The sequence below is a fragment of the Nitrosomonas sp. JL21 genome (genome assembly GCF_009833095.1).
Taxonomy (GTDB): domain Bacteria; phylum Pseudomonadota; class Gammaproteobacteria; order Burkholderiales; family Nitrosomonadaceae; genus Nitrosomonas.
Genome location: NZ_QRCB01000053.1, coordinates 40,775 through 63,877 on the forward strand (window position 1 = coordinate 40,775; position 23,103 = coordinate 63,877).

19 protein-coding genes are annotated in these 23,103 nt (G+C 48.5%); 13 read left to right on the plus strand and 6 right to left on the minus strand.

Annotated features, from left to right (window positions below; translation table 11 throughout):
• Positions 1–47 precede the first annotated feature (47 nt).
• Positions 48–1,358, minus strand: coding sequence for a 3-phosphoshikimate 1-carboxyvinyltransferase (gene aroA, locus ABF87_RS13580; RefSeq protein ID WP_160829653.1), 1,311 nt, complete (start codon positions 1,356–1,358; stop codon positions 48–50).
• Positions 1,359–1,609: 251 nt separating this feature from the next.
• Between aroA and ABF87_RS13585 the strand changes: the two genes are divergently transcribed.
• Positions 1,610–1,855, plus strand: coding sequence for a hypothetical protein (locus tag ABF87_RS13585; RefSeq protein WP_160829654.1), 246 nt, complete (start codon positions 1,610–1,612; stop codon positions 1,853–1,855).
• 126 nt (positions 1,856–1,981) lie between these two features.
• Here ABF87_RS13585 and ABF87_RS13590 read toward each other — a convergent pair whose 3' ends face one another.
• From ABF87_RS13590 to ABF87_RS13605, 4 genes are all read right to left on the minus strand, one after another.
• Positions 1,982–4,498, minus strand: a complete 2,517-nt coding sequence (locus ABF87_RS13590) for a DNA topoisomerase III (protein WP_160829655.1) — start codon at positions 4,496–4,498, stop codon at positions 1,982–1,984.
• 142 nt (positions 4,499–4,640) lie between these two features.
• Positions 4,641–5,099, minus strand: a complete 459-nt coding sequence (locus tag ABF87_RS13595; RefSeq protein ID WP_160829656.1) for a DUF494 domain-containing protein — start codon at positions 5,097–5,099, stop codon at positions 4,641–4,643.
• Positions 5,100–5,152: 53 nt separating this feature from the next.
• Entirely contained in the window at positions 5,153–6,277 is a 1,125-nt protein-coding gene (gene dprA, locus ABF87_RS13600; protein WP_160829657.1) for a DNA-processing protein DprA, read from the minus strand.
• A 15-nt stretch (positions 6,278–6,292) separates the two neighbouring features.
• Positions 6,293–7,330, minus strand: a complete 1,038-nt coding sequence (locus ABF87_RS13605) for a LysM domain-containing protein (RefSeq protein WP_160829658.1) — start codon at positions 7,328–7,330, stop codon at positions 6,293–6,295.
• Positions 7,331–7,438: 108 nt separating this feature from the next.
• Here ABF87_RS13605 and def point away from each other — a divergent pair, with 108 nt between their 5' ends.
• The 12 genes from def to rnk all read left to right on the plus strand — a co-directional run bounded on the left by def (position 7,439) and on the right by rnk (position 22,539).
• Positions 7,439–7,942: a peptide deformylase gene (gene def / locus ABF87_RS13610; protein ID WP_160829659.1), complete on the plus strand. Its 504-nt coding sequence runs from the start codon at positions 7,439–7,441 to the stop codon at positions 7,940–7,942.
• Between the two features lie 63 nt (positions 7,943–8,005).
• A complete protein-coding gene (fmt, locus tag ABF87_RS13615; RefSeq protein WP_160829680.1) occupies positions 8,006–8,965 on the plus strand; it encodes a methionyl-tRNA formyltransferase in 960 nt (319 codons plus the stop codon).
• A complete protein-coding gene (gene rsmB / locus ABF87_RS13620) occupies positions 8,958–10,235 on the plus strand; it encodes a 16S rRNA (cytosine(967)-C(5))-methyltransferase RsmB (protein WP_160829660.1) in 1,278 nt (425 codons plus the stop codon). Before fmt ends, rsmB begins: the two co-directional genes overlap by 8 nt.
• Positions 10,236–10,278: 43 nt before the next feature.
• Positions 10,279–10,842, plus strand: a complete 564-nt coding sequence (locus ABF87_RS13625) for a DUF4390 domain-containing protein (protein WP_345789920.1) — start codon at positions 10,279–10,281, stop codon at positions 10,840–10,842.
• On the plus strand, positions 10,842–13,004 hold the full coding sequence (locus ABF87_RS13630) for an ATP-binding protein (protein WP_160829681.1): 2,163 nt from the start codon (positions 10,842–10,844) through the stop codon (positions 13,002–13,004). The genes ABF87_RS13625 and ABF87_RS13630 overlap by 1 nt, the downstream gene beginning before the upstream one ends.
• A gap of 314 nt (positions 13,005–13,318) precedes the next feature.
• The gene (locus ABF87_RS13635; protein ID WP_160829662.1) at positions 13,319–14,581 is read left to right on the plus strand and encodes a sigma-54 dependent transcriptional regulator; all 1,263 of its coding nucleotides are present in this window, start codon (positions 13,319–13,321) and stop codon (positions 14,579–14,581) included.
• Positions 14,582–14,757: 176 nt separating this feature from the next.
• Positions 14,758–16,773, plus strand: a complete 2,016-nt coding sequence (tkt, locus tag ABF87_RS13640; RefSeq protein WP_160829663.1) for a transketolase — start codon at positions 14,758–14,760, stop codon at positions 16,771–16,773.
• Positions 16,774–16,849: 76 nt separating this feature from the next.
• On the plus strand, positions 16,850–17,848 hold the full coding sequence (gene gap / locus ABF87_RS13645) for a type I glyceraldehyde-3-phosphate dehydrogenase (protein ID WP_160829664.1): 999 nt from the start codon (positions 16,850–16,852) through the stop codon (positions 17,846–17,848).
• 144 nt (positions 17,849–17,992) lie between these two features.
• Positions 17,993–19,171 carry a phosphoglycerate kinase gene (locus ABF87_RS13650; RefSeq protein WP_160829665.1) on the plus strand — a complete coding sequence of 393 codons (1,179 nt, stop codon included), beginning with the start codon at positions 17,993–17,995 and terminating at the stop codon, positions 19,169–19,171.
• A gap of 15 nt (positions 19,172–19,186) precedes the next feature.
• The gene (gene pyk / locus ABF87_RS13655; protein ID WP_160829666.1) at positions 19,187–20,638 is read left to right on the plus strand and encodes a pyruvate kinase; all 1,452 of its coding nucleotides are present in this window, start codon (positions 19,187–19,189) and stop codon (positions 20,636–20,638) included.
• A gap of 126 nt (positions 20,639–20,764) precedes the next feature.
• Positions 20,765–21,829 carry a class II fructose-bisphosphate aldolase gene (gene fba / locus ABF87_RS13660; RefSeq protein WP_160829667.1) on the plus strand — a complete coding sequence of 355 codons (1,065 nt, stop codon included), beginning with the start codon at positions 20,765–20,767 and terminating at the stop codon, positions 21,827–21,829.
• Between the two features lie 302 nt (positions 21,830–22,131).
• Positions 22,132–22,539, plus strand: a complete 408-nt coding sequence (gene rnk, locus ABF87_RS13665; RefSeq protein ID WP_164503246.1) for a nucleoside diphosphate kinase regulator — start codon at positions 22,132–22,134, stop codon at positions 22,537–22,539.
• Between the two features lie 263 nt (positions 22,540–22,802).
• On the opposite strand, the gene ABF87_RS13670 is transcribed toward rnk, so the two are convergent.
• Complete coding sequence (locus ABF87_RS13670; RefSeq protein ID WP_160829668.1) at positions 22,803–23,081, minus strand: oxidative damage protection protein; 279 nt, start codon at positions 23,079–23,081, stop codon at positions 22,803–22,805.
• Between the last annotated feature and the right edge of the window lie 22 nt (positions 23,082–23,103).

Sequence of the window (23,103 nt, forward strand, 5' to 3'; positions counted from 1 at the left end):
AGCGTCGTTAATTAAGAATTAAATCGTGGTGAGAAATTTAAGCACATTCATGGAAAGACAATCCGCGAAAATTCTTTAAAATAATCCGGAAATGTTTTTGCCACACAATCGGGATCATTAATACGCAGCGGAGCGCCAAACGAGGCCAGCGAGAAACACATTGCCATTCGGTGATCATCGTAGGTGTCAATGTCGGCATGCGGCAATAATCCGTCGGAAGGGGGGGCAATACGCAAATAATCATGGCCTTCTTCGATGGTTGCGCCCAGTTTGCGCAATTCATGAGCCATTGCGGTGAGGCGATCGGTTTCTTTCAAGCGCCAGCTCGCAATATTGCGCAGTGTCGTGGCGCCTTCGGCAAACAATGCCACGACCGCGAGCGTCATGGCCGCATCGGGGATATGATTGCAATCCAAATCAATGCCGCGCAAACATTTCTTTTCATAACCATTGACCGGACTGCTTGCTTCGATCCAATTTTCTCCCATGCTGATATTCGCCCCCATCTTTTCCAATGCAGTGGCAAACTGGATGTCACCCTGTGCGCTATCACGTCCGACTCCTTGGACGCGTACCGGACCATGGCCGATGGCCCCGGCCGCAAGGAAATAAGAAGCGGATGAGGCATCACCTTCAACCATAATTCGACCGGGGCTGCGGTAAACCTGTTGCGCCGGAATGACGAATTGCTGCCAGCCATTTCGCTCGACCTTCACTCCAAAACGCCGCATTTGCGCAAGCGTCAATTCAATATAGGGTTGTGAAATGAGCGTGCCGGCGACATCGATAACGGAAGCCTTTTTGCTGAGTGGTAAGGCCATCAGCAATCCAGTCAGAAATTGGCTGGAAACATCTCCTCGAACGGTAACTGAGTTTCTGTCAGTGTTCGACGAGTGGATAGGCTTGATCTCCAAAGGCGGAAAACCTGGTTCCCCAAGGTAAGTAATATCAGCACCCAATTGCCGCAATGCGTCCACCAAGTCAGCAATCGGACGTTCGTGCATGCGGGCAACGCCTGATAACCGATAATGCCCTTGCAATAGCGACAACACTGCGGTCAAAGGTCGAAAAGCGGTGCCGGCATTCCCCAGAAAAAGATCAGCTTGTGTGATGGGAAAAGCACCCTTTCCGCCAACTATTCGATAGGTGTGAGGATCCAACGGTGTGATTGAAATACCAAGTTTGATCAGCGCCTCAAGCATACGCTCGGTGTCGTCCGATGCCAATAAGTCCTCAATGAGGGTCGTGCCTTCCGCCAATGCCGCCAATAATAAGATCCGGTTGGAAATGCTTTTTGATCCAGGCAACTGCACAGCGCCATGGGCATTTCTTACATGAGGAAGATCAAGCGAATTCATGAGGGGAAGGTATACAAATTTGCCAATGATATCTCATAAGAATCTGATGAGCCTAATTTTATTCACTTTCGGAATTACTCGTTCATTTAGGTCTATATTTGAATTAATTTCATTCTGAAAAATCTTTATCAATGGATATAGTTTCAGGTAATCTATCACCCTGAATTTTGGAGGGGCATATGTCGACAGTTCAATGCACTGTCTTTCGATAGGACGATGGTTTGGTTTGTTATTTATAATAGAGGTTTTGAATGGAAGATGCAGAAATTGCTTTGATGTTTTCGTTACTCGTCATTCCTGTCGCCATCTGGCTACAGCTATGGGTAAAGAGCCGCAGAGAAAACCGAAAAAATGTGCTGGGAGAAGAGGAGTTTGAAAGTACGTTACGTGCCTTTACGTCGATCATCATAGAAGGTGCGGCGATCGTAGGAGGACTCATCATGATCATCATGGGATCGGGAGGAGTCATCAAGTACATCATTAATTTTTATACATAACGTATTTTGTATTGAATTTATCGATATTCGGGGCATATCGATGGATAACCCGAATATCTTTCCGATGATGTGTTCGGCAATAGACATTGCAAGGAATCGAGATCTTCCAGATTCCTGGGAACTATTTCAAGTAGCCGTTTTATCAGATGATTTTGTCTGCGTTGACTTGGACTTAGCTTTTGATTGGATTGGTTTCTTGGGGCTTTTTTGTTCGAACTCAAACCCTATTTTTCCATCGGCGCCTCTGACAAGGTAGGCTGAGAAAGGTCTGCCTTTCTTAGAGATGAATTTCGTGAGTAAGTCTGTTTTTCCTGTTTCCAGCAATTTAGCAATTTGTTCTCGCTCTATCGCACGCTCAAGGATGATTTTGCTCATTTTGAATTTGCACGTGCGAGCAGCGCCCACAGATTTCTCGCAAACATAATGCAGGCCGTGCTCATACACGGAGTGACCACATTGAGGACATTTGCCCAGTGGGGTGTGATCGCTAAAATCCACATCCTCTTGGGTTTCTTCGTTATTGCCAAAATCGAATTTCATTTCAAACGTATCAGTGAGTTTGATCATGGCATTAAAAGAATGTCCCATCTTGCTGCGAAAACCCTGCAGCGGCCCTACTTCATGTTGAGTGATCAAGGTTTCCATTTCACCGACTTCAAATTGGCGTCCTGCGAGGATTTTCCAAAGCGCGAAATCACATTTCTGGCATTGAAATTTTTTGTAGGTTTCATGCACCACGCCGCCGCATTTCGGGCAAGGGGATTTCAAGGTGGAGAAATCTCCGGCAATCGTCTCGCCACGACTGGATTTTGCCTGCTCAACGATATGGCGCGTCATTTCGGCAATTTTTTCCATGAACGCAGTCCGTTTCAGTTGACCCTGTTCGATCTGGCGGAGCTGATATTCCCAATTTCCAGTCAATTCAGGAGAAATCAATTCCGGAATCTTGAGGCCACGCAATAAAGTGATCAATGAGAAAGCCTTGGCAGTTGGATGGAGTTCGCGTCCCACGCGCTGCAAGTAATTTTCCAGTACCAGCCCTTCGATGATGGCCGCACGGGTTGCCGGCGTACCGAGGCCTTTGGCGCTCATTGCAGCGCGGAGTTCTTCATCTTCGACCAATTTACCCGCACCTTCCATCGCAGAAAGCAGCGTTGCTTCATTAAATCGAGCCGGCGGACGCGTCTGATGGGCAATAACTTCAATTTCTTCAGTATTGACCTGTGCGCCAGGGGGAATGGCAATCAGCGTTGCGTCTTCATCCTCCGAATCTGCTTTGACCGATTTGCCGTATACAGCTTGCCAGCCGGGATTGACCATGACCTTACCTTCAGTTTTGAAGGGCTCATTCTCAACTCGCGTGATGCGCGTCGTTATTAAAAATTCGGCGGCAGGATAAAAAATGGCCAAGAATCGTTTGGTAACCAGATCGTAAAGCTTTGCTTCGGCTTCATTCAGTTTTGTTGAATTGAGCGCGGTCGGAATAATGGCAAAGTGATCCGAAATTTTTGCATTGTTGAAAATGCGTTTATTCGGCGTTACCCAATTGGAAGCCAGAATCTGCTGGGCAAATTTTTCATACGGAGTCTGTCCGAACGTTTGCAATGTATCTTTGACGGTGGCGATGTAATCTTCCGGTAGTGCTCGTGAGTCTGTGCGCGGATAGGTCAATACCTTGTGTTTCTCATATAGCGCTTGCGCCAGCCCAAGCGTTGTTTTTGCAGAAAAACCAAAACGGCCATTGGCATCGCGCTGCAAGCTGGTCAAATCATACAGCAATGGACAGACCTCTTTGCTCGGTTTGCTTTCTTCGAACACCTGTCCGGTTTTTCCCTGACATTTGTCTCGAATCAGTTCGGCAGCTTCCTTTTTCCACAGCCGCTCCGGTTTTAGTTCATGATTGACTTTATCTTTGCTGAATTTTTCATCGTACCATTTACCGGTATAGCTGCCTTGATCGGCCCCAAACGTAGCCTGAATTTCCCAGTAATCTTGGGGGCGAAATTTTTTGATCTTTTCTTCACGCTCAACCAAGATGGCCAATGTAGGGGTTTGCACACGCCCGACGGTGGTTTTGTGAAAACCGCCTTCTTGGGAATTGAATGCGGTCATTGCCCGAGTACCATTTATTCCTACCAGCCAGTCCGACTCGGAGCGACTGACTGCCGCAGCCGCCAATGATTCTACTTCAGAATTGTCCAGCAATTTGGTGAAGCCTTCACGAATGGCATCAGGGGTCATCGATTGCAGCCACAGTCGCTTGACCGGTTTGTTCGCGCCTACATGGCGCAGAATATAATAAAAAATCAGCTCGCCTTCGCGCCCCGCATCGCAGGCATTGATGAGCGTATCGATATCTTTGCGTTTGATGAGCTTGCTGAGAAGTTTAAGGCGCGTTGAGGTTTTCTCGATCGGGTTCAGGTCGAAATGTGGCGGAATAACGGGCAGATTTTCAAAACTCCATTTGCCCCGCTTGACTTCATATTCTTCCGGAATGATCAATTCGAGTAAGTGGCCTACTGCAGACGATATGACGTACTGATCATTTTCAAAATAATCAGTGTGCTTGGTGAAGCCTCCGAGGGCACGGGCGATATCGGCTGCAACAGAAGGTTTTTCTGCGATGATTAAAGTTTTGTTCATGAATGTTTCGAAGGAATTGGCATGGTACTTATCCAATCGTTGCTGAGCATGATCATGCGCGCCGAATCCGAGTCATGAGTTTGAACGACAAGCATGAAGAGTGCGATACGTGCATTCACGCTGCATAAAGCAAGTAAATTTATTAGTGTCGATAATGTGAGTCGCTGACAATGAGCAATTTCTCGAGAATGGCATCATCGGTGAGCTGATTCTGAATCCATAGCTCTGTCAACACGATCAGCTTGATTTTTTCAAGGCTCGATGAACTCTCATCCATAGCCAGGACGCGATCTATCAGCAATTCTCGTTGCAGCGGATTGATAATGCTGGCTTGCTCCAGAAAACAGATGAATCCTCGGCCTTCAGTGTCAATTCTTTCCATTTCATAATCCGAATAGCAACGAAACGAATCATTCTTCGCGAAACTGGCTGGGTAATTGCCGATATCGTGCTGCGCTAATTCAGAGAGCCAGTCCAGCGTTTCGGTAATATCTTCATCAGCAAATCCCGCCATGGCGAGTTTGCGGGTGAGCGTGGCGGAGTCCGGGTAGCTTCCTGAATCGAAATAATTTTCGAATAAATAAACGAGTATGTCGAACATGATAATTATATTTATGTATTAGGTTATGAGCATTTGCATGGCATCAGTCATTCTCAATTTGTTTTGGTTAGATTAGGCTGAATCCGTTGATACCACCCTCCAGGTAAAGAACTGACCTGACCATTGAGCTCAAGTGTTAATAGCATGGCTGATACTACTTCGGACGTCAAGCCACTCCGGTTACACAAGGTATTAATATCAACGGCATCATAACCGAGGTGTTTGAGTAATACCGCGTTTTCAACGGATCGCTCATCAGCATCGATTTTATGTATGTGTTCATCTCGGGTTTCAATTTCCAGCGAAAGGTGATTCAATTCATCCAGGATATCCTGAGTATTTTCCACCAGTTTCGCGCCTTCTTTGATCAATGCATGACACCCTTTGGATAAAGGCGAATGAATGGATCCAGGAATCGCCATGACTTCACGTCCCTGCTCCAATGCCTGGCGCGCAGTGATCAGCGAACCACTCCGTAGAGCCGCTTCCACCACCAGGCATCCTTGGCTCATGCCGCTAATGATGCGGTTACGGCGGGGAAAATTTCTGCCAATGGCCGGCGTGCCCAAAGAAAATTCGGATATTAGCGCGCCGTGTTTGGCAAGTTGATGCGCCAATGGGTGATTTTTTGCGGGATATACGATATCCAGACCCGTTCCGACCACCGCGATACTCGCCGCAAAACCGCGCAGACCGCCTTCATGGGCAGCGGTATCGATGCCTAGAGCCATTCCGCTGATGATGCATAGCCCGGCATTGCTAGCGGCTTCAGAGAAAGCTTCGGCATTGGCTAAACCCTGCGGCGTCGCATTGCGGCTGCCCACCACTGCCAGAGCGGGATGGCGCAATAATTCGCGCCGGCCCTTGAAATAGAGCAGCGGAGGCGGGTCGACAATATGAAGCAATTGGAGCGGATAGTCGGCATCAGCGAAGGTGATCACCGCATTGACGGGGTCTTCGAGCCATTTCAGCGCTTGATCGATTCTGTCGGCAGCAGCTCCCTGCCTGACGCGCTTGGCAATCGACGGCTTTACGATGCGCTCGAGTGCACCGGTCTGCGCAGAAAGTACCGCCGCGGGATTTCCAAAGGCGACTAAAAGCCGGCGAATGGATTCTCCACCTACTCCCTCGATCAGGTTAAGAGTCAACCATGACACGATATCAGGTGTATGTTTCATAAACAGCAGGGTCGTTTAGGGAGTTTTGACAGCATCCAATACCCTGCCCGGATACATACTCTGTACCACTAGTGCATACGAGATTCTATCGAAGACACGGAATACGAAGACCAAGCCAGTGCGCTCATCCGGCAATTGCACGATATCTCCCTTGAGCGATTTTGCCTGGCTTTTTCGATAAATTGCTAGCACATGGCCCATCTCCAGACCATCTTTCTCACCTTTGTTCAGCGTGACGATGGCGCCTTTGCCAACTTCCGTGACACCGCCATAGACCGAGATGATCCGTCCATTGATCTGAGATTCCGGCGCATGGGGAGCATAATTATTGAAGATGATATCGGGAGAGGGTACCAGGCGGTCGCCTTTGAGAATTTCTTCTTTAATGCGAGTGATAGTGACAGTGCTCACGTCAGCGAATACATCGGCTCTGGCATTTCCCAGATATATCGCTTCATATCCGAGAATCAGGTCTTTCTGATCGGGATCTTTCAGCGCTTTTCCGGGCCGGAAGATTTGCCATGCACTTCCCTGATCCTTGGGCAGTCCGCTGACGTAGCCGATGTCGCTGGTGCTGAGAGCAACCCGGCCTTCCCCGGGACCCAGTATATATGGCGCATTCGTAAGCTGATCATTTTCAATGACGAGCGGTTGGCTCAGAAACGGCTCGATCGTCGCGGCCGGGATACTCGGGATGGCAGCAGTGACGAATTGTTCCGAGCGAACTCGAGGAGAAAGTTTGACGGTTTTGATGCCTCCTGCGTCTTCATCTGCGATACGCAAACGAATGCCTTGCATTGATCTGTCGAGCACGATGATATCGCCGGGGTAAATCTTGTGAGGATTCTTTACCTGTTGCCGGTTGAATCCCCAGACCTCCGGCCAGCGCCATGGGTCTCTGAGAAACCGGGATGCAATGCTCCATAAGGTATCCCCGGGAACGACCACATAGCGATCGGGCGAATCGCTGCGCAATAGCGTGTTCTCAGCTTTGACTGGCGTAACGGAAAGCAGGCTCAGGAACAAAATCACAGCTATAATTGGTTTTCGCATCAATAACTCCGCTGGCAAACGTTGGCAAAATATAACAGAACATATTGAATGATTGGCAATGATACGGTCTAACCGAATATTTTGTTGATAAAACTTTACATTTTTTTCATGGCTATCCTAAAAATATTACAATACCCTGATGAAAGGCTGCATACGGTAGCTGCTCCGGTTGCTCACATCACTGATCGGATCCGTTCGTTAATCGAGGATATGGCTGAGACCATGTATGCTGCTCCAGGGATTGGATTGGCAGCTACTCAGGTGGATTTTCATGAACGGATCATCGTCATTGATACCTCTGAAACCCATGATCAGTTATTGGTATTGATCAATCCAGAAATCATTGCGAGCAGCGGTATATCGGATTATGAAGAAGGTTGCTTGTCGGTTCCGGGTATTTACGGAAAAGTGCAGCGGGCTGAATCAGTGACTGTGAAAGCATTGAATGCGCAAGGAGAATCGTATGTGCTGGAGTCCGATGGGTTGTTGGCGGTATGTATCCAGCATGAAATGGATCATTTGATGGGAAAAGTATTCGTGGAATATTGGTCACGGCTCAGGCAAGCACGAACATTAGCGCGATTGAAGAAAAAACAGCGTAGCGTCATGTAATGTGTTCGAGTATGGAAAAGGAGCAATGCGATCGGAATCAATCGATCAGTCGGTATGCCTGAGATGAGAATCATATTTGCGGGAACTCCGGTCTTCGCCGCTGTTGCATTAGAAGCACTGCTCGAGGCGCAATATGATATTGCCCTGGTGTTGACTCAACCCGATCGCCCTGCCGGGAGAGGAATGAAAACCGTTGCGAGCGCCGTAAAGCAAGTTGCTCAACAGCATGAGCTTTCTTTGTTGCAACCGCAAACGCTCAAGGATGCGGCGCTGCAATCGCAGTTGCGGGCGTTGAAGGCCGATGTCATGGTTGTTGCGGCTTATGGATTATTATTGCCCGAAGCGGTTCTAAATATTCCCTCGCAAGGATGTTTGAATATCCATGCGTCATTATTGCCGCGCTGGCGTGGTGCAGCGCCGATTCAGCGTGCCATTCTGGCGGGTGATCATGAAACCGGAATTACCATCATGCAGATGGATGCAGGTCTCGATACCGGTGCCATCTTGCTCAAGCATACTTTGGCAATCATTCCGGATGATACGGCGCAATTGTTGCATGACCGGCTGAGTGTGCTCGGTGCGCACAGTATCGTGGAAGCTCTGGCGCTCTTGCAACAGGGAAAACTCATCGCTACCCGGCAAGACGAAGCGCAGGCCAGTTATGCGGCTAAGATCAAAAAAAATGAGGCGGAAATTGATTGGCAACAAAGTGCAGAACAATTGGAACGCTTGGTGAGAGCGTTTAATCCCAATGCAGGTGCATATACTCATTTTCATCAGAAGATTCTAAAAGTCTGGCAGGCGGAAGTCGTGGTTGGGGAAATATCCGAGCGACCAGGAGAAGTTATTGCTGTTGACCGGGAAAGCATTACCGTGGCCTGTGGTTCCGGCGGATTGCGGATCAAAAGGATGCAAAAGGCAGGTGGTAAGAAGTTGCCGATGAATGAATTTCTGGCAGGTTATCCGATTCGTCCGGGCGATCGTTTCTGCATGCTCGGCAATTCAGTTTCAGTGCATGATTAAGACGCAGCTTGCTGCAGTGTCCGTCATCAGTAAAGTAATGGCCGGCGCAAGCTTGACGGCAGTGCTGCAAGATCTTTGGCGCACCGATGTGCAATTATCCCAACAGCAAAGGGGTGCGATTCAAGATATCAGTTATGGTGTATTACGGTTTTACGGGCAACTTGATGCCATATTGGGTGGTCTGCTGAGAAAAGCGTTGGATCAACGATGTGTGCATTATTTGTTATTGGTTGGCCTGTATCAACTGCAATACAGCAGGGCACGGCCGCATACCGTCGTGGATCAGGCCGTTTCAGCGTCACGCTCGCTGACGAAGGGGCACGGAATCCAAGGGTTGATCAATGCGGTATTGCGGAATTTTATCCGGCAGCGTGAGCATTGCTTGGAGCAAGCTGCCGAGCATGAGACCGGGCGGTATTCATATCCGTCGTGGTGGATTGATCGGGTGCGGTTGCAGTATCCCCATCATTATCAATCGATACTCGAATCCGGCAACAAACGGCCGCCAATGACCTTGCGGATCAATCAACGAAAAATCAGCGTCGAGGATTATGATCAGTTACTAGCGGAGAACGGGTTACAGGCTGAACGTTTATGGAATGGCGCGCTCCGCCTCATTCAGCCAGTGAGCGTGGACGATTTGCCAGGCTTCCACGCCGGTTTGGTAACTGTTCAGGATGCTGGAGCTCAGCTTGCAGCCCCTTTTCTGGACGTGCGAAATGGTATGCGTGTGTTGGATGCCTGCGCAGCACCCGGAGGAAAAAGCACCCATTTACTGGAATTGGCTGATGTATCCTTGACGTCCTTGGATAGCGATCCAATCAGGCTTGCTCAGATTGCGCAGAATTTGCAACGTTTGAATATGGATGTAGAGCGTCTGGTATGCGCGGATGCATCGCAGCCCGAGCAATGGTGGGATGGTCAATCATATGACCGGATTCTCGCGGATGTGCCTTGTTCTGCTTCCGGCGTAGTGTGCCGGCATCCTGATATCAAATGGTTGCGGCGTGACACGGACTTGGTTAAGTTTGCAACACATCAACAAGCAATTTTGAACGCATTGTGGAAAATTTTGAACAAGAATGGTAAGTTGCTGTATGTGACCTGCTCGATCTTTGCTGAAGAAAACACTGTGCAGATAGAGAGGTTCCTTGAAAATCATTCCGATGCGTATCCATTGTCCCTTTCTGAAGCAGCGTTGATCGATGGACAATTGTTACCCACTAATCACCATGACGGTTTCTTTTATACCTTGTTGCAAAAAAAATAGCCCAAGTAGGTGGTGCGAGGGATGGCTTAACATCCAATCATTCGTGTTATTGCTGGTCTTGTTATTGCTCAGTGCGATGGCGCAGGCGGAAGGAATACAGATTAAATCTTTCAGCTTGGCAGCGGTTGATCGACACTATGAAATGAGTGTCGATTCAGAAATTGTACTCAACGCGACCTTGGAGCAAGCGCTGGAAAAAGGTATCGTACTGTACTTCGTTACCAAATTCAGTCTGGTCGATTCGAGATGGTACTGGTTGAATGATGAAGTGGTGCGTGGCAAGTCCAGGATTGGGCTAAGATATTATGCGCTTACGCGTCAGTATCATTTGAATTTCCCGGAATTTTCACAAAGCTTCAATACGCTCAGAGAGGCGCTTCAGGCGCTGGGCCAGCTGCGCAAATATTCTTTAACGGTCAAATCAGATCTGAAGCAGGATATCGAATACATTGCATCGTTGCGGATTTGGCTTGATCTGACACGTATGCCGAAGCCTTTTCAGGTCGAGGCGCTGGGTTCCAACGAATGGAATTTGAGCTCGGATCGATTGGAGTGGCGCATGAAATTGCCCCTTCCGGAGCAACCGTTTCATCTGAAAGGCCGCTGATGAAATATGTGCTCATCATTGCTGCAGGCATTGGAGCGGTTATGTTGTTCTTGCTGGCCACGGCAGGAGCGAACACAGAGTTTTTTGAACGAAAATATCGCTTGCTGCTAGGTATCAATATCGTTTTCGTCGCTTTTCTCATGATTATCGTGGGATTCTTGTTGTGGCGATTCCGGCGGCGATTGAAATCAGGTGTGTTCGGGTCGCGACTGGCCTTACGGCTAATGCTGGTTTTTTCATTGATGGCGATACTTCCAGGTGCGCTGGTGTATGCGGTGTCTGTTCAGTTTCTGGAGAAAAGCATTGAATCCTGGTTTGATGTTAAGGTAGATCGTGCGCTGGAAGGCGGGATTAGCCTGGGTCAAACCATGCTGGAAAATTTGTTGTCAGAATTGCAGAAGAAAGCGCAGGCGGCTGCATTGACGTTGTCGGAATCTTCTACTCCGCCATTGCTGGTATTGAATGAATTGCTATTGCAATCTCAGATTGAAGAAGCGACATTGTTCAACCAGGAAGGTAAAGTCATTGTATTTTCAAGTGAAAGCGATGCAGCACTATTCCCGGGAGTGCCAAGTGCCATGGTGATGCGGCATATCAGGATTCAGAAACCCTACGGTGTGGTGGAATCTGTTTCTGATAAGGGAATGTATTTACGAGTAGTTGCGCCGGTGAATGTGCTGAATCTAAAAGAGGATATTCAGGCGCTCCAGTTATTGCAGCCCGTTCCCGCGCAATTGGCCAAAGATGCCGAGCGCGTCCAGGCCGGATATCAGGATTATCAGGAGTTGTCCTTGTCACGCCAAGGGCTTACGCGGTTGTACAGCGTGACCTTGACGCTGGCACTACTGTTGTCATTATTTTCTGCGCTAGCGACAGCGTCATTATTGAGTGAACGATTAAGCGCCCCCTTAGGCATGCTGGCAGAGGGTACCCGTGCCATTGCTCAGGGAGATTATAGCCGGCGTCATTTGGTGCAAAGCAGGGACGAGTTGGGCGTGTTGACCGAATCGTTTAATCTGATGACGCAACAACTTGAGGAAGCGCAGGCGACGGCACAGCATAATCAACAGGAAGTGGAGAGCGCGCGCGCGCATCTGGAGAGCATTCTGGCAAATCTTTCATCGGGTGTGCTGGTATTCGATGAGCAATTGATTTTGTCAAAAGCAAACCGAAGTGCGGAACAGATTCTCCAAGTTCCGTTGATCAGCTTGGATGGTTCAATTATCGAGGGTTGCGTCGATAATGAGCCGCAGTTGAGTAAATTAGTTGCTGAGATCAGAGAGGGATTTAACGCCGAAGCAGTAGGTGTCTGGCAGCGGCAATTGACACGTACGCAGGATGGCCAGAATCAAGTATTGTTGTTACGAGGTACGCGTTTACCCAAGATATCGGGTGGCGGAGGAGTGGTTGTTTTTGACGACATCACCAGTTTATTGCAAGTGCAGCGTGCGGTGGCTTGGGGGGAAGTGGCGCGCCGACTGGCGCATGAGATCAAGAATCCCTTGACGCCCATCCAACTTTCCGCTGAGCGCGTGCAGCATAAGTTGATACACAAACTGGATGAAGAAGATGCCCGCATACTGCGGCGATCGACAGAAACGATCGTCAATCAGGTCGAAGCTTTAAAGAAGATGGTCAATGAATTTAATCAATATGCGCGAGTTCCTGAATTAGAATTACGGCAGCTTGATTTCAACCGATTGGTGCGGGAAGTATTATCATTGTATGAAACTGCCAATATGACCGCTGAAAATGGCAGGCATATCAAAATCAACCAAGTACTCGCAGCAGATCTGCCGGCAATCAGAGGAGACTCTGCCCAGTTGCGCCAGGTACTGCATAATTTACTGCAAAATGCCCAGGATGCATTGAGCGATATCTCCGAGCCGGTGATCGAAATAAGCACTGAAAAAGTGCATGGTGGGGTGCAATTAAGCGTGCGCGACAACGGCTGCGGTTTTCCTGATGAGGTCAGAGCGCGGGTTTTCGAACCTTACGTGACAACGAAGAAGAAGGGAACCGGCCTCGGGTTGCCCATCGTTAAGAAAATAATAGAGGAGCATGTCGGTTTGATTCACATTGAAAATATTAAACCGCATGGGGCCCAAATTTCAATTATTCTACCGACAGTGGAGAAGAGCGTATCTGCTAAGGTCGGTTGATTGATTCAGGCTGAAGCGTCGGATGTAAAAGAACAAATGATAGCTCTGAAAAAGCAGCGAGCGACGATCAAAGCAATTGGAAATGAGATGAAAAGCACAGCTTACAGAAAGTAAATGTGCATTCTGAATTTGATTTAAACGCCGAATGATTGGGTGCAGTAGTTCTTCAGAGTTATTGAAAAACAACATTTGTTTCGACCAATACGAATCATCAGAGTAATAGCGCTCAAGCGAGTCAGCGATCATTCATAACAAACAGTGACAGTTTTTTTGTAATTAAGCTGAATAGATTTCGGCAGCGGAGAGAATTTTAAATGATAACAAACAATACAATCCTTGTTGTTGATGATGAAATTGGTATACGCGAATTGCTGTCTGAAATTTTGCGTGATGAAGGATATCGGGTGGCATTGGCAGAGAATGCAGAACAAGCTCGCGTATGGCGCAATCAAACGCGCCCGGATCTGGTGTTGCTGGATATCTGGATGCCTGACACCGATGGTATTACGTTGCTCAAGGACTGGGCCAGCAACGGAATGCTGACGATGCCGGTGATCATGATGTCGGGCCATGGCACCATCGACACCGCAGTCGAGGCGACGCGAATCGGCGCATTCGGCTATTTGGAAAAACCTATCCCGCTGCAGAAATTACTGAGTACGGTCAGTAAAGCACTGCGCGGCGGGCAAAACAAGCAGCAGCTTGCGTTATCGTTGGGCAGCATGGGCAAAGGGGCGCTCATTGCAGATTTGAGGAAAAAGCTGGAGCAGGTCGCCAATTTGAAAACACCGTTGTTGCTGATGGGTGAACCCGGCGTTGGTGCAGAAATATGCGCACGCTTCATGCACCGGCCTAATACCCCTTGGGTGGAGCCGGAAACTCTCGGATCATTGGCTGAATCACCTCTGGATTTACTGGAACTGGCGCGGGATGGTTTGTTGTTTCTCAAGGATATCGGCGAGATCAACAAGTTGGCGCAAAAAGGGTTGTTGCTGTTATTGAGTAAATTGGATAAATACAATGTGCGGCTGGTGTGTGCAACCTCGCAACCCCTCGCGGAATTGACAGCGCAAGGCAATTATCACCCCAAGCTGTTCGAGGTGCTCAGCAATTTGAGTATTGGTATTCCTCCCCTCAGAGCGCATCGAGAGGATATTCCGGAATTGGCCAACCAGATTCTGTCGCGTTTCGTGGAATCGGGCGAGGCTGCGTCAGCCTTGCAATTTAGTACTGCGGCGCTCAACTGCCTGAGGAACTATGACTGGCCGGGCAACTTGACTCAATTGACAGGCGTGATTCATTCGTTGGCATTGACCTGTACCAGCGAGGAAATTTCGGTTGAGGCGGTTCAGCAGGCGATGGTTTTTCCTGAGTCAGCGTCGACGTCAGTTTCTCCGGAAATTCCGCTGGATTTGTCGTTGCGCGAGGCGCGTGATTTATTTGAGAAAACCTATTTTGAACGATTGATTGACCAGGAAAATGGCAATATGACCCGTGTTGCAGATCGCGCTGGATTGGAGCGGACACATCTTTACCGCAAGATAAAATTGCTGGGAATCAAGCTGAGAGGAAATTAACGTTGTAAGAAAGTTTTGCTGCTACTGAATTGGTTTTTATGCGCAAAATGAGGGTCTCTAGTTGTCGTCTTACCCATCTTAAGAGATAATGCCAACTTTGTCACGTATGCATAGCATTATGCACGCAGCAGGCTTTTTTATTTCTGTTTGTTGAAAATTTAAGGGAGTTAGTATTGATGGGTACATTTAAGGATTTTGACGCGCCGGTGTTTAAGGATTTGACCAGTGCGATTCGTGCATTGGCAATGGACGCCGTGCAAAAAGCCAATTCGGGTCATCCCGGCATGCCAATGGGCATGGCCGAGATCGCCGAAGTGCTGTGGATGCATCATCTGCGTCATAATCCTGCCAATCCAAAGTGGGTGGATCGCGATCGCTTCGTACTGTCGAACGGACATGGTTCCATGTTAATTTACGCCTTGCTGCATTTGACCGGTTATGATTTGCCGATGGAAGAAATTAAACGCTTTCGGCAATTCCATTCCAAAACACCCGGACATCCCGAATACGGCTATACGCCCGGGGTAGAAACTACAACAGGGCCATTGGGACAAGGGATTACCAATGCAGTCGGCATGGCGTTGGCGGAGAAAGTTCTGGCCGCTGAGTTCAATCGTCCGGGTTACAATATCGTCGATCATCACACCTATGTTTTCCTTGGTGATGGTTGTCTGATGGAAGGCATTTCTCATGAGGCCTGTTCTCTGGCGGGAACACTCGGGTTGGGTAAACTGATTTGCTTCTATGATGATAATGGAATTTCCATCGATGGACATGTCGAAGGCTGGTTTACCGATGATACGCCGAAACGGTTTGAAGCCTATGGCTGGCATGTCGTACCGAACGTGAACGGTCACGATCCGGTAGCCATCGAAGCGGCGATCGAAGCAGCTAAGAAAGTCAGTGACAAGCCTTCGATGATCTGTTGTAAAACAGTGATCGGCTTGGGTTCACCCAATATGGCCAACACCCATTCGGTGCATGGCGCAGCATTGGGAGATGCCGAGATTGCGGCTACCCGTCCGCACATCGGTTGGCATCATGCCCCTTTTGAGATTCCACAGGATGTCTATAGTGCTTGGGATGCGCGTGCAAAGGGCCAACAGTTCGAAGCCGAGTGGAATGTCAAGTTTGCCGAATATGCAGAAAAATATCCGTCTGAGGCTGCTGAGTTTAATCGCCGCATGTCGAGTGACCTGCCCGCCAATTGGCGCAGCCATGCCGAAAGCGTGATCAATCAAGTCAATGCCAAAGCGGAAACGATCGCGAGTCGAAAAGCATCTCAAAACGCGATCGAAGGTTTGGCGCCGATATTACCGGAACTGATCGGGGGATCCGCCGATCTGGCCGGATCCAATCTGACGCTGTGGTCGGGCTCCAAAGGGATAGATCAGAAAAACGGTGGCAATTATGTCTATTACGGTGTGCGTGAATTCGGTATGAGCGCAATCATGAATGGCTTGTCATTGCACGGCGGCTTGATTCCCTACGGCGCTACGTTCCTGATGTTCTCGGAATATGCTCGTAATGCTCTGCGCATGGCAGCATTGATGAAGATCCGCAATATATTTGTTTTTACGCATGATTCGATCGGCCTGGGTGAGGATGGGCCAACGCATCAGCCTGTCGAGCAAACGGCGACGCTGCGTTTTATCCCTAATATGGATGTGTGGCGCCCCTGCGATACGGTTGAATCGACTGTATCTTGGACGTGTGCTATTGAGCGCCAGGACGGTCCTTCAACCTTGATTTTCAGCCGTCAGAATCTGCCGTTCCAACAACGGGATGCCGCAACCATTCAATTGATCAGAAAAGGCGGATATGTATTGTCTGAAGCGACCAATGGTAAAGCACAAGCCATTCTGATTGCCACAGGTTCGGAAGTCGGTTTGGCCATGAATGCGCAAAAAGCATTGGCGGATGAAGGAATTCATGTGCGCGTCGTTTCCATGCCTTGTACGAATGTGTTCGATCGTCAAGATTCAACTTACAAGGACAACGTTCTGCCTAAAGGCATCAAACGGGTGGCGATCGAAGCCGGCGTAACGGATTTCTGGCGCAAGTATGTAGGTCTGGATGGGGCCGTGGTAGGGATGGATACCTTTGGAGAATCGGCGCCTGCGGATGCATTATTCAAGCATTTTGGCTTTACTGTGGAAAACGTGGTCAAAACGACGAAAAGTATTCTCTGAATCAATGAATGAATAAATTATCGGGTGATGTTTCATCACTCGAAAAATTAAGTTTCTTATTTTAAGGAGTTTTAGAATGGCAATTAAGGTAGGTATTAATGGGTTTGGTCGTATTGGCCGTATGGTGTTTCGCTCAGCAGTTCAGAATTTTCCGGATATCGAGATCGTTGCGATCAATGATTTGCTGGAACCGGATTATCTCGCATATATGCTGAAGCATGACTCTGTTCATGGTCGCTTCCAGGGTGATGTGTCTATCGATGGCGATACGCTGGTCGTCAATGGTAAAAGAATTCGCTTGACTGCGATCAAGGATCCTGCTGAATTGAAATGGAAAGAAGTGGGCGCTGAAGTTGTCATCGAATCGACCGGCTTGTTTCTGACCAAAGAAACTTGTGAAAAGCATCTGGCGGCGGGTGCAAAAAAAGTCATCATGTCGGCCCCTTCAAAAGATGATACGCCGATGTTCGTGTACGGCGTGAATGACAAATCCTACAAAGGCGAAAGCATTATTTCCAACGCTTCCTGTACCACCAATTGTCTGGCGCCGATTGCCAAGGTATTGAACGATAAATGGGGAATCAAACGCGGTCTGATGACTACCGTTCACGCAGCAACTGCTACGCAAAAAACCGTAGATGGTCCTTCAAATAAAGATTGGCGCGGTGGCCGGGGTATTCTGGAAAACATCATCCCATCGTCAACGGGTGCAGCTAAAGCCGTTGGTGTCGTGATTCCTGAATTGAACAAGAAGCTGACCGGTATGGCCTTCCGTGTACCAACCTCCGATGTGTCGGTGGTGGATTTGACTTGTGAGTTGGAAAAAGAAGCTTCTTATGATGAAATTTGCCAAGCGATGAAGGAAGCTTCTCAAGGTTCCATGAAGGGTGTGTTGGGGTATACCGACCAAAAAGTGGTATCCACCGATTTCCGTGGTGAAAGCTGCACGTCGATTTTTGATGCCGAAGCAGGCATGGCATTGGATAAAAGCTTTGTCAAGGTTGTCGCGTGGTATGACAATGAATGGGGCTATTCCACCAAAGTATTGGAAATGGCTCGCACTGTCGCCAAATGATGTGATCTCCAGGAAGACGCTGTCAGGAGCCAATCATGAATCCTGAAGGTCGTCGTCATCTGGATGTAATGTTCAATTAATTCAGACATAAAGGGTAGCGTTTGCTATCCTTTATATTTTCTTAAGACAATTCTGGAGCTTATCGTGTCTGTTATTAAACTGGTTGACCTTGATCTCAAGGGAAAACGCGTATTTATCCGTGCTGATCTGAATGTGCCTGTCAAAGATGGAAAAGTCACATCGGATGCTCGGATTACCGCTTCGATGGCGACGATCAATCATTGCCTCAAGCAAGGTGCGAAAGTCATGGTGACGTCTCATTTGGGTCGCCCCGAAGAAGGACAATGGACTGAGGAAAATTCACTCAAGCCGGTGGCGGATAATATTGCCAGTCGCCTGAATAAACCAGTGCGCTTGATTCGCGACTGGATGGATGGCGGTTTTGAAGTGGCCGACGGAGAGTTGGTGGTACTTGAGAACTGCCGGATCAATAAAGGCGAAAAAAAGAATGCGGAAGAAACCGCGCAGAAATATGCCAAATTATGTGATGTGTTCGTGATGGATGCCTTCGGCACCGCGCATCGGGCGGAAGCATCGACGTATGGGATTGCCAAGTATGCACCGGTGGCATGTGCGGGTATTTTATTGACAGAAGAATTGGATGCATTGACCAAAGCGTTGTTGAATCCCGCGCGACCAATGGTAGCCATCGTTGGTGGTTCGAAAGTGTCGACTAAATTGACGGTGCTCGAATCGTTATCGGAAAAAGTTGATCAATTGGTGGTGGGCGGCGGTATTGCCAATACCTTCCTCAAAGCTACCGGTAAGAATGTCGGAAAATCCCTGTGTGAGGACGATCTGGTGCCGACAGCTAAAGTTCTAATGGATAAAATGGCAAAGCGTAATGCATCCATTCCGATTGCGGTCGATGTCGTGGTCGGTAAGAAATTTGATGCCAATGAGCCGGCAGTATTGAAAGACGCGAGTAGTGTAGCCGATGATGACATGATTTTTGATATTGGACCCAAAAGTGCGCAAGAGTTGGTGGATATCATCATGCGTGCAGGTACAGTCGTCTGGAATGGCCCGGTCGGTGTTTTTGAATTCGATCAATTTGGTGCCGGTACCGAGAAAATTGCTCGCGCGATCGCAGAGACTAGCGCTTTCACATTGGCAGGCGGCGGCGACACTATTGCCGCAATTCAAAAATATGATATTTATGACAAAGTGTCTTACATTTCAACCGCCGGTGGAGCGTTTCTTGAATTCTTGGAAGGTAAGAAATTACCAGCGGTAGAGATCCTCGAAACACGTGCCAAATAATCAGCAACCAGCAGAATGATTCGAAGAACAAAAATAGTTGCAACATTGGGTCCAGCCTGCAATAACCCAAAAATACTGGAGCGTATGATCCTGGCAGGGGTGGATGTTGTTCGGATCAATTTTTCTCATGGCACGCGCGAACAGCATATTGAATTTGCGGAGCTGACACGTGCATTGGCAAAAACCGCCGGTCGAACGGTAGGGGTTTTGGCTGATTTACAGGGGCCCAAGATTCGCGTGGGGAGGTTCGAGCATGGCAAGATCAGGCTCGAGGTGGGCGATCAGTTCATTCTGGATTCTTACTGCGAATTAGGTAATCAAGAAAGAGTCGGACTGGACTATAAGGAATTACCCGATGATCTGGAGTCAGGCGCAATCCTAATGCTGGATGACGGCCGGATCGTTCTCAGCGTGTCTGCTGTCCGCGATCATCAGGTTTTTTGCATTGTCGAGCAAGGCGGGATACTGTCGAATAATAAAGGTATCAATCGCAAAGGCGGCGGGCTGGGTGCTCCAGCGCTTACCAGCAAAGACCTGGAAGATATCAAGACGGCTGCCGAATTGGGGGCTGATTATCTAGCGGTATCGTTCGTGCGCTCCGGTGACGATATTCGCCAGGCGCGGGCGCTGATGCAAGAGGCGGGTGGAAAAGGTATGATCATGGCCAAGATCGAGCGATCGGAAGCCATACTTGCGCTTGATGATATCCTGGAAGCCTCGGATGCCATTATGGTAGCGCGCGGTGATTTGGCCGTTGAAGTTGGGGATGCCGCCGTTCCGGCCTTGCAGAAAAGAATGATCCGTTCAGCCAGGACAAACAATAAATTGGTGGTTACGGCTACGCAGATGATGGAATCCATGATTACCAATCCGATTCCAACACGTGCCGAAGTGTCGGACGTAGCAAATGCCGTGCTTGATGGCACGGATGCCGTCATGTTGTCAGCAGAATCGGCCGCCGGTGAATATCCGGTAGAGGCTGTCGAAGCCATGGCGAGAGTATGTCTGGAGGCTGAAAAGGAGTATTTGGTCAGTCATGATCGCCGCAACATAACGCTGACGCAAGTTACCATCGAAGAAGCCATTGCCCGAGCAACCATGTTCACTGCCAGCGGATTGCAGATACGTGCGATAGCGGCTCTGACGCAAAGCGGCATAACGGCTCTACTGATGTCACGACGAAGTTCCAAAGTACCCATTTTTGCATTGAGCCCTAATGAAGAAACGCGCAGGCGGGTTACCTTGTTCAGGGGCGTTTACCCGGTGGAATTCGGTGAAGGATTGAGCGATCCAGAAATTATCCTTAATCTTGCAGAAGAAGAATTGCTGAACCGTGGGGTCGTGCGGAATGGTGATATCATGGTGATGACAATCGGGGAACCGGTGGGTAAATCAGGCGGCACCAATACAATGAAAATCATCCGAGTAGGCGAAGGAAAAGTCAGGCAAGGGATTGAAGCTACCTAGACAAGCGTTGCAGAGGGGCACTCTGCCCCGTACTGGTCTCGGCAAAAGCGCTCAACATGGTTTATTCGGTGAATAGGTTATATTTAAACGGTATTATTTTTGAGATAATTTTTTAAGGAGATATCAATGGCACTTGTATCATTAAGACAACTACTGGATCATGCAGCGGAAAATGGCTATGGCCTGCCTGCTTTTAATGTCAATAATCTGGAGCAGATCCAGGCGATCATGCAGGCAGCTGATGAGTGTAATAGCCCGGTCATTATGCAAGGCTCAGCCGGTGCTAGAAAATATGCCGGTGAAGCTTTCTTGCGCCATCTCATCGCTGCAGCCGTCGAAGCCTATCCTCATATACCGATCGTGATGCATCAAGATCACGGTGCTTCGCCGTCGGTATGTGTCAATGCGATTCGCAGTGGTTTCTCGAGTGTCATGATGGATGGATCGTTACAGGCGGATGCGAAGACGCCATCAACTTATCAATATAATGTCGATGTTACGGCTGATGTGGTCAATACTGCACATTCCGTCGGGGTATCAGTCGAAGGGGAGTTGGGTTGCCTGGGCTCGCTGGAGTCAGGTATGGGTGAAGCTGAGGACGGTCATGGCGCGGAAGGTAAATTATCGCACGATCAACTGCTGACCGATCCGGAAGAAGCCGCCGATTTCGTGCGTAAAACCGGTGTCGACGCTCTCGCGATTGCGATTGGAACTTCTCATGGTGCTTACAAATTTACCCGTAAACCTACCGGCGACATTTTGGCTATTCAGCGTATCAAGGAAATCCATGCGCGTATTCCCAATACTCACTTGGTCATGCATGGTTCCAGTTCTGTGCCGCAAGAATGGCTGGATATCATCCGCAAATACGGCGGTGATATCAAAGAAACCTATGGTGTACCGGTTGAGGAAATCCAAGAAGGCATCAAATATGGAGTCCGAAAAGTCAATATTGACACCGATATCCGTTTGGCTATGACGGGCGCGATTCGCCGTAGTCTGGAAACCGACAAGAGTAATTTTGACCCGCGCAAATTCCTGAAGGAAGCCACTGCTGCTGCCAAAGAAATTTGTAAAGCACGTTTTGAAGCTTTTGGTTGTGCCGGTCAAGCGGGGAAAATCAAACCAGTTTCACTGGAAGACATGGCGAATCGCTATGCCAAAGGTGAATTGAACGCGGTCGTGAAGTAAGATCAACATTCATCGTCAAGAACCTCTAGTTGATGAGAGAGTCTAATTCGTTAATCAATGGTTCAGCCAGAGGATTCTGAAAGTACCTTATCATCATTTTGCTCAATTTAGTGGGTTAAACGATGAGTTGCAATAGGCCATTCACTAAGTGAATGGCCTTTCATTTTTTGTCATCGAACATAGTGGAGGTTACTCAGAAAAATCTGAATTCGCTTCCTTCAAGGTAACTCTGAAAAACAACAGTGCTGATCATCGCTCGGTAAATTTTTCAGACCCTACTCAGTTTTATAAGGAGAGTTATTATGAAACCTAAAATTGTGCTTTCTTCACTTGACGCGGAACGGCTTGAAAATCTGATGGATTCTCTGACGGATGAAATTTTTCCGGGTAAAAAGGATCTGGAAGAGGAGCTTGCTCGTGCTGATGTGGTAGATCCTCGAGACATTCCTGCGACGGTGGTGACCATGAATTCAACGGTGAGATTCAAAGTTGAGTCTTTATCTGATGAATTCTCGCTGACGCTGGTATATCCGAAGGACTCGAATGCTGCCAATGGAAAGATTTCCATTCTAACGCCGGTCGGCAGCGCGCTGCTTGGACTTTCGCAGGGCGATCACATCGAGTGGCCCAAGCCGGACGGTGGATTACTGAATGTCTGCATCGAAGAAGTCATCTATCAACCCGAACGATCGGGTGAATATCATCGGTAAGGAAGCTGAAAAACTACTGCACTCGAGTATGTGTGGGAAATAAGGTAACGGCGGAATCTCGCTCACGATGTTTATTGCGCATTTGTAAACCACGCTTGTTACCTGATTTCGCCATGTCTAATCATCATCCTTCATCGCCTGAGGTCTTCTTCCGAGTTCGTTCTTAGGAAATATCCATCAAACTCAATTTCACACGCTAAACCTTCGGCAGTATCGGCACTTCAGGGCTTAGGTTATGCGAAACTGATTACATGCAATCAAGATTACGCGGATTTCTTGGGAGGAACATAGCCGATGGGTTGCTCTGCACCTGAACCAAAAAAATGCGCTTCTAGCTGCTCGGCCAAGTACTTGCGCGATTTGGCATCTGATAGATTCAGACGGTTTTCGTTCACCAACATGGTTTGGAGCTTGAGCCACTGCCCCCAGGCTTCTTTGGATACATTGTCAAAAATTCGTTTACCGAGTTCGCCGGGGTAGGTTTGAAAATCGAGCCCTTCAGCTTCTCGTCCGAGTTTGATGCATTTCACCATTCGTGTCATCGATATGCTCCAGATCAATCAG

Excerpts from the sequence above, each read along its gene's own strand:
- aroA (WP_160829653.1), bottom strand. The coding sequence starts at position 1,358 with ATGAATTCGCTTGATCTTCCTCATGTAAGAAATGCCCATGGCGCTGTG.
- ABF87_RS13585 (WP_160829654.1), top strand. The coding sequence starts at position 1,610 with ATGGAAGATGCAGAAATTGCTTTGATGTTTTCGTTACTCGTCATTCCT.
- ABF87_RS13590 (WP_160829655.1), bottom strand. The coding sequence starts at position 4,498 with ATGAACAAAACTTTAATCATCGCAGAAAAACCTTCTGTTGCAGCCGAT.
- ABF87_RS13595 (WP_160829656.1), bottom strand. The coding sequence starts at position 5,099 with ATGTTCGACATACTCGTTTATTTATTCGAAAATTATTTCGATTCAGGA.
- dprA (WP_160829657.1), bottom strand. The coding sequence starts at position 6,277 with ATGAAACATACACCTGATATCGTGTCATGGTTGACTCTTAACCTGATC.
- ABF87_RS13605 (WP_160829658.1), bottom strand. The coding sequence starts at position 7,330 with ATGCGAAAACCAATTATAGCTGTGATTTTGTTCCTGAGCCTGCTTTCC.
- def (WP_160829659.1), top strand. The coding sequence starts at position 7,439 with ATGGCTATCCTAAAAATATTACAATACCCTGATGAAAGGCTGCATACG.
- fmt (WP_160829680.1), top strand. The coding sequence starts at position 8,006 with ATGAGAATCATATTTGCGGGAACTCCGGTCTTCGCCGCTGTTGCATTA.
- rsmB (WP_160829660.1), top strand. The coding sequence starts at position 8,958 with ATGATTAAGACGCAGCTTGCTGCAGTGTCCGTCATCAGTAAAGTAATG.
- ABF87_RS13630 (WP_160829681.1), top strand. The coding sequence starts at position 10,842 with ATGAAATATGTGCTCATCATTGCTGCAGGCATTGGAGCGGTTATGTTG.
- ABF87_RS13635 (WP_160829662.1), top strand. The coding sequence starts at position 13,319 with ATGATAACAAACAATACAATCCTTGTTGTTGATGATGAAATTGGTATA.
- tkt (WP_160829663.1), top strand. The coding sequence starts at position 14,758 with ATGGGTACATTTAAGGATTTTGACGCGCCGGTGTTTAAGGATTTGACC.
- gap (WP_160829664.1), top strand. The coding sequence starts at position 16,850 with ATGGCAATTAAGGTAGGTATTAATGGGTTTGGTCGTATTGGCCGTATG.
- pyk (WP_160829666.1), top strand. The coding sequence starts at position 19,187 with ATGATTCGAAGAACAAAAATAGTTGCAACATTGGGTCCAGCCTGCAAT.
- fba (WP_160829667.1), top strand. The coding sequence starts at position 20,765 with ATGGCACTTGTATCATTAAGACAACTACTGGATCATGCAGCGGAAAAT.
- rnk (WP_164503246.1), top strand. The coding sequence starts at position 22,132 with ATGAAACCTAAAATTGTGCTTTCTTCACTTGACGCGGAACGGCTTGAA.
- ABF87_RS13670 (WP_160829668.1), bottom strand. The coding sequence starts at position 23,081 with ATGACACGAATGGTGAAATGCATCAAACTCGGACGAGAAGCTGAAGGG.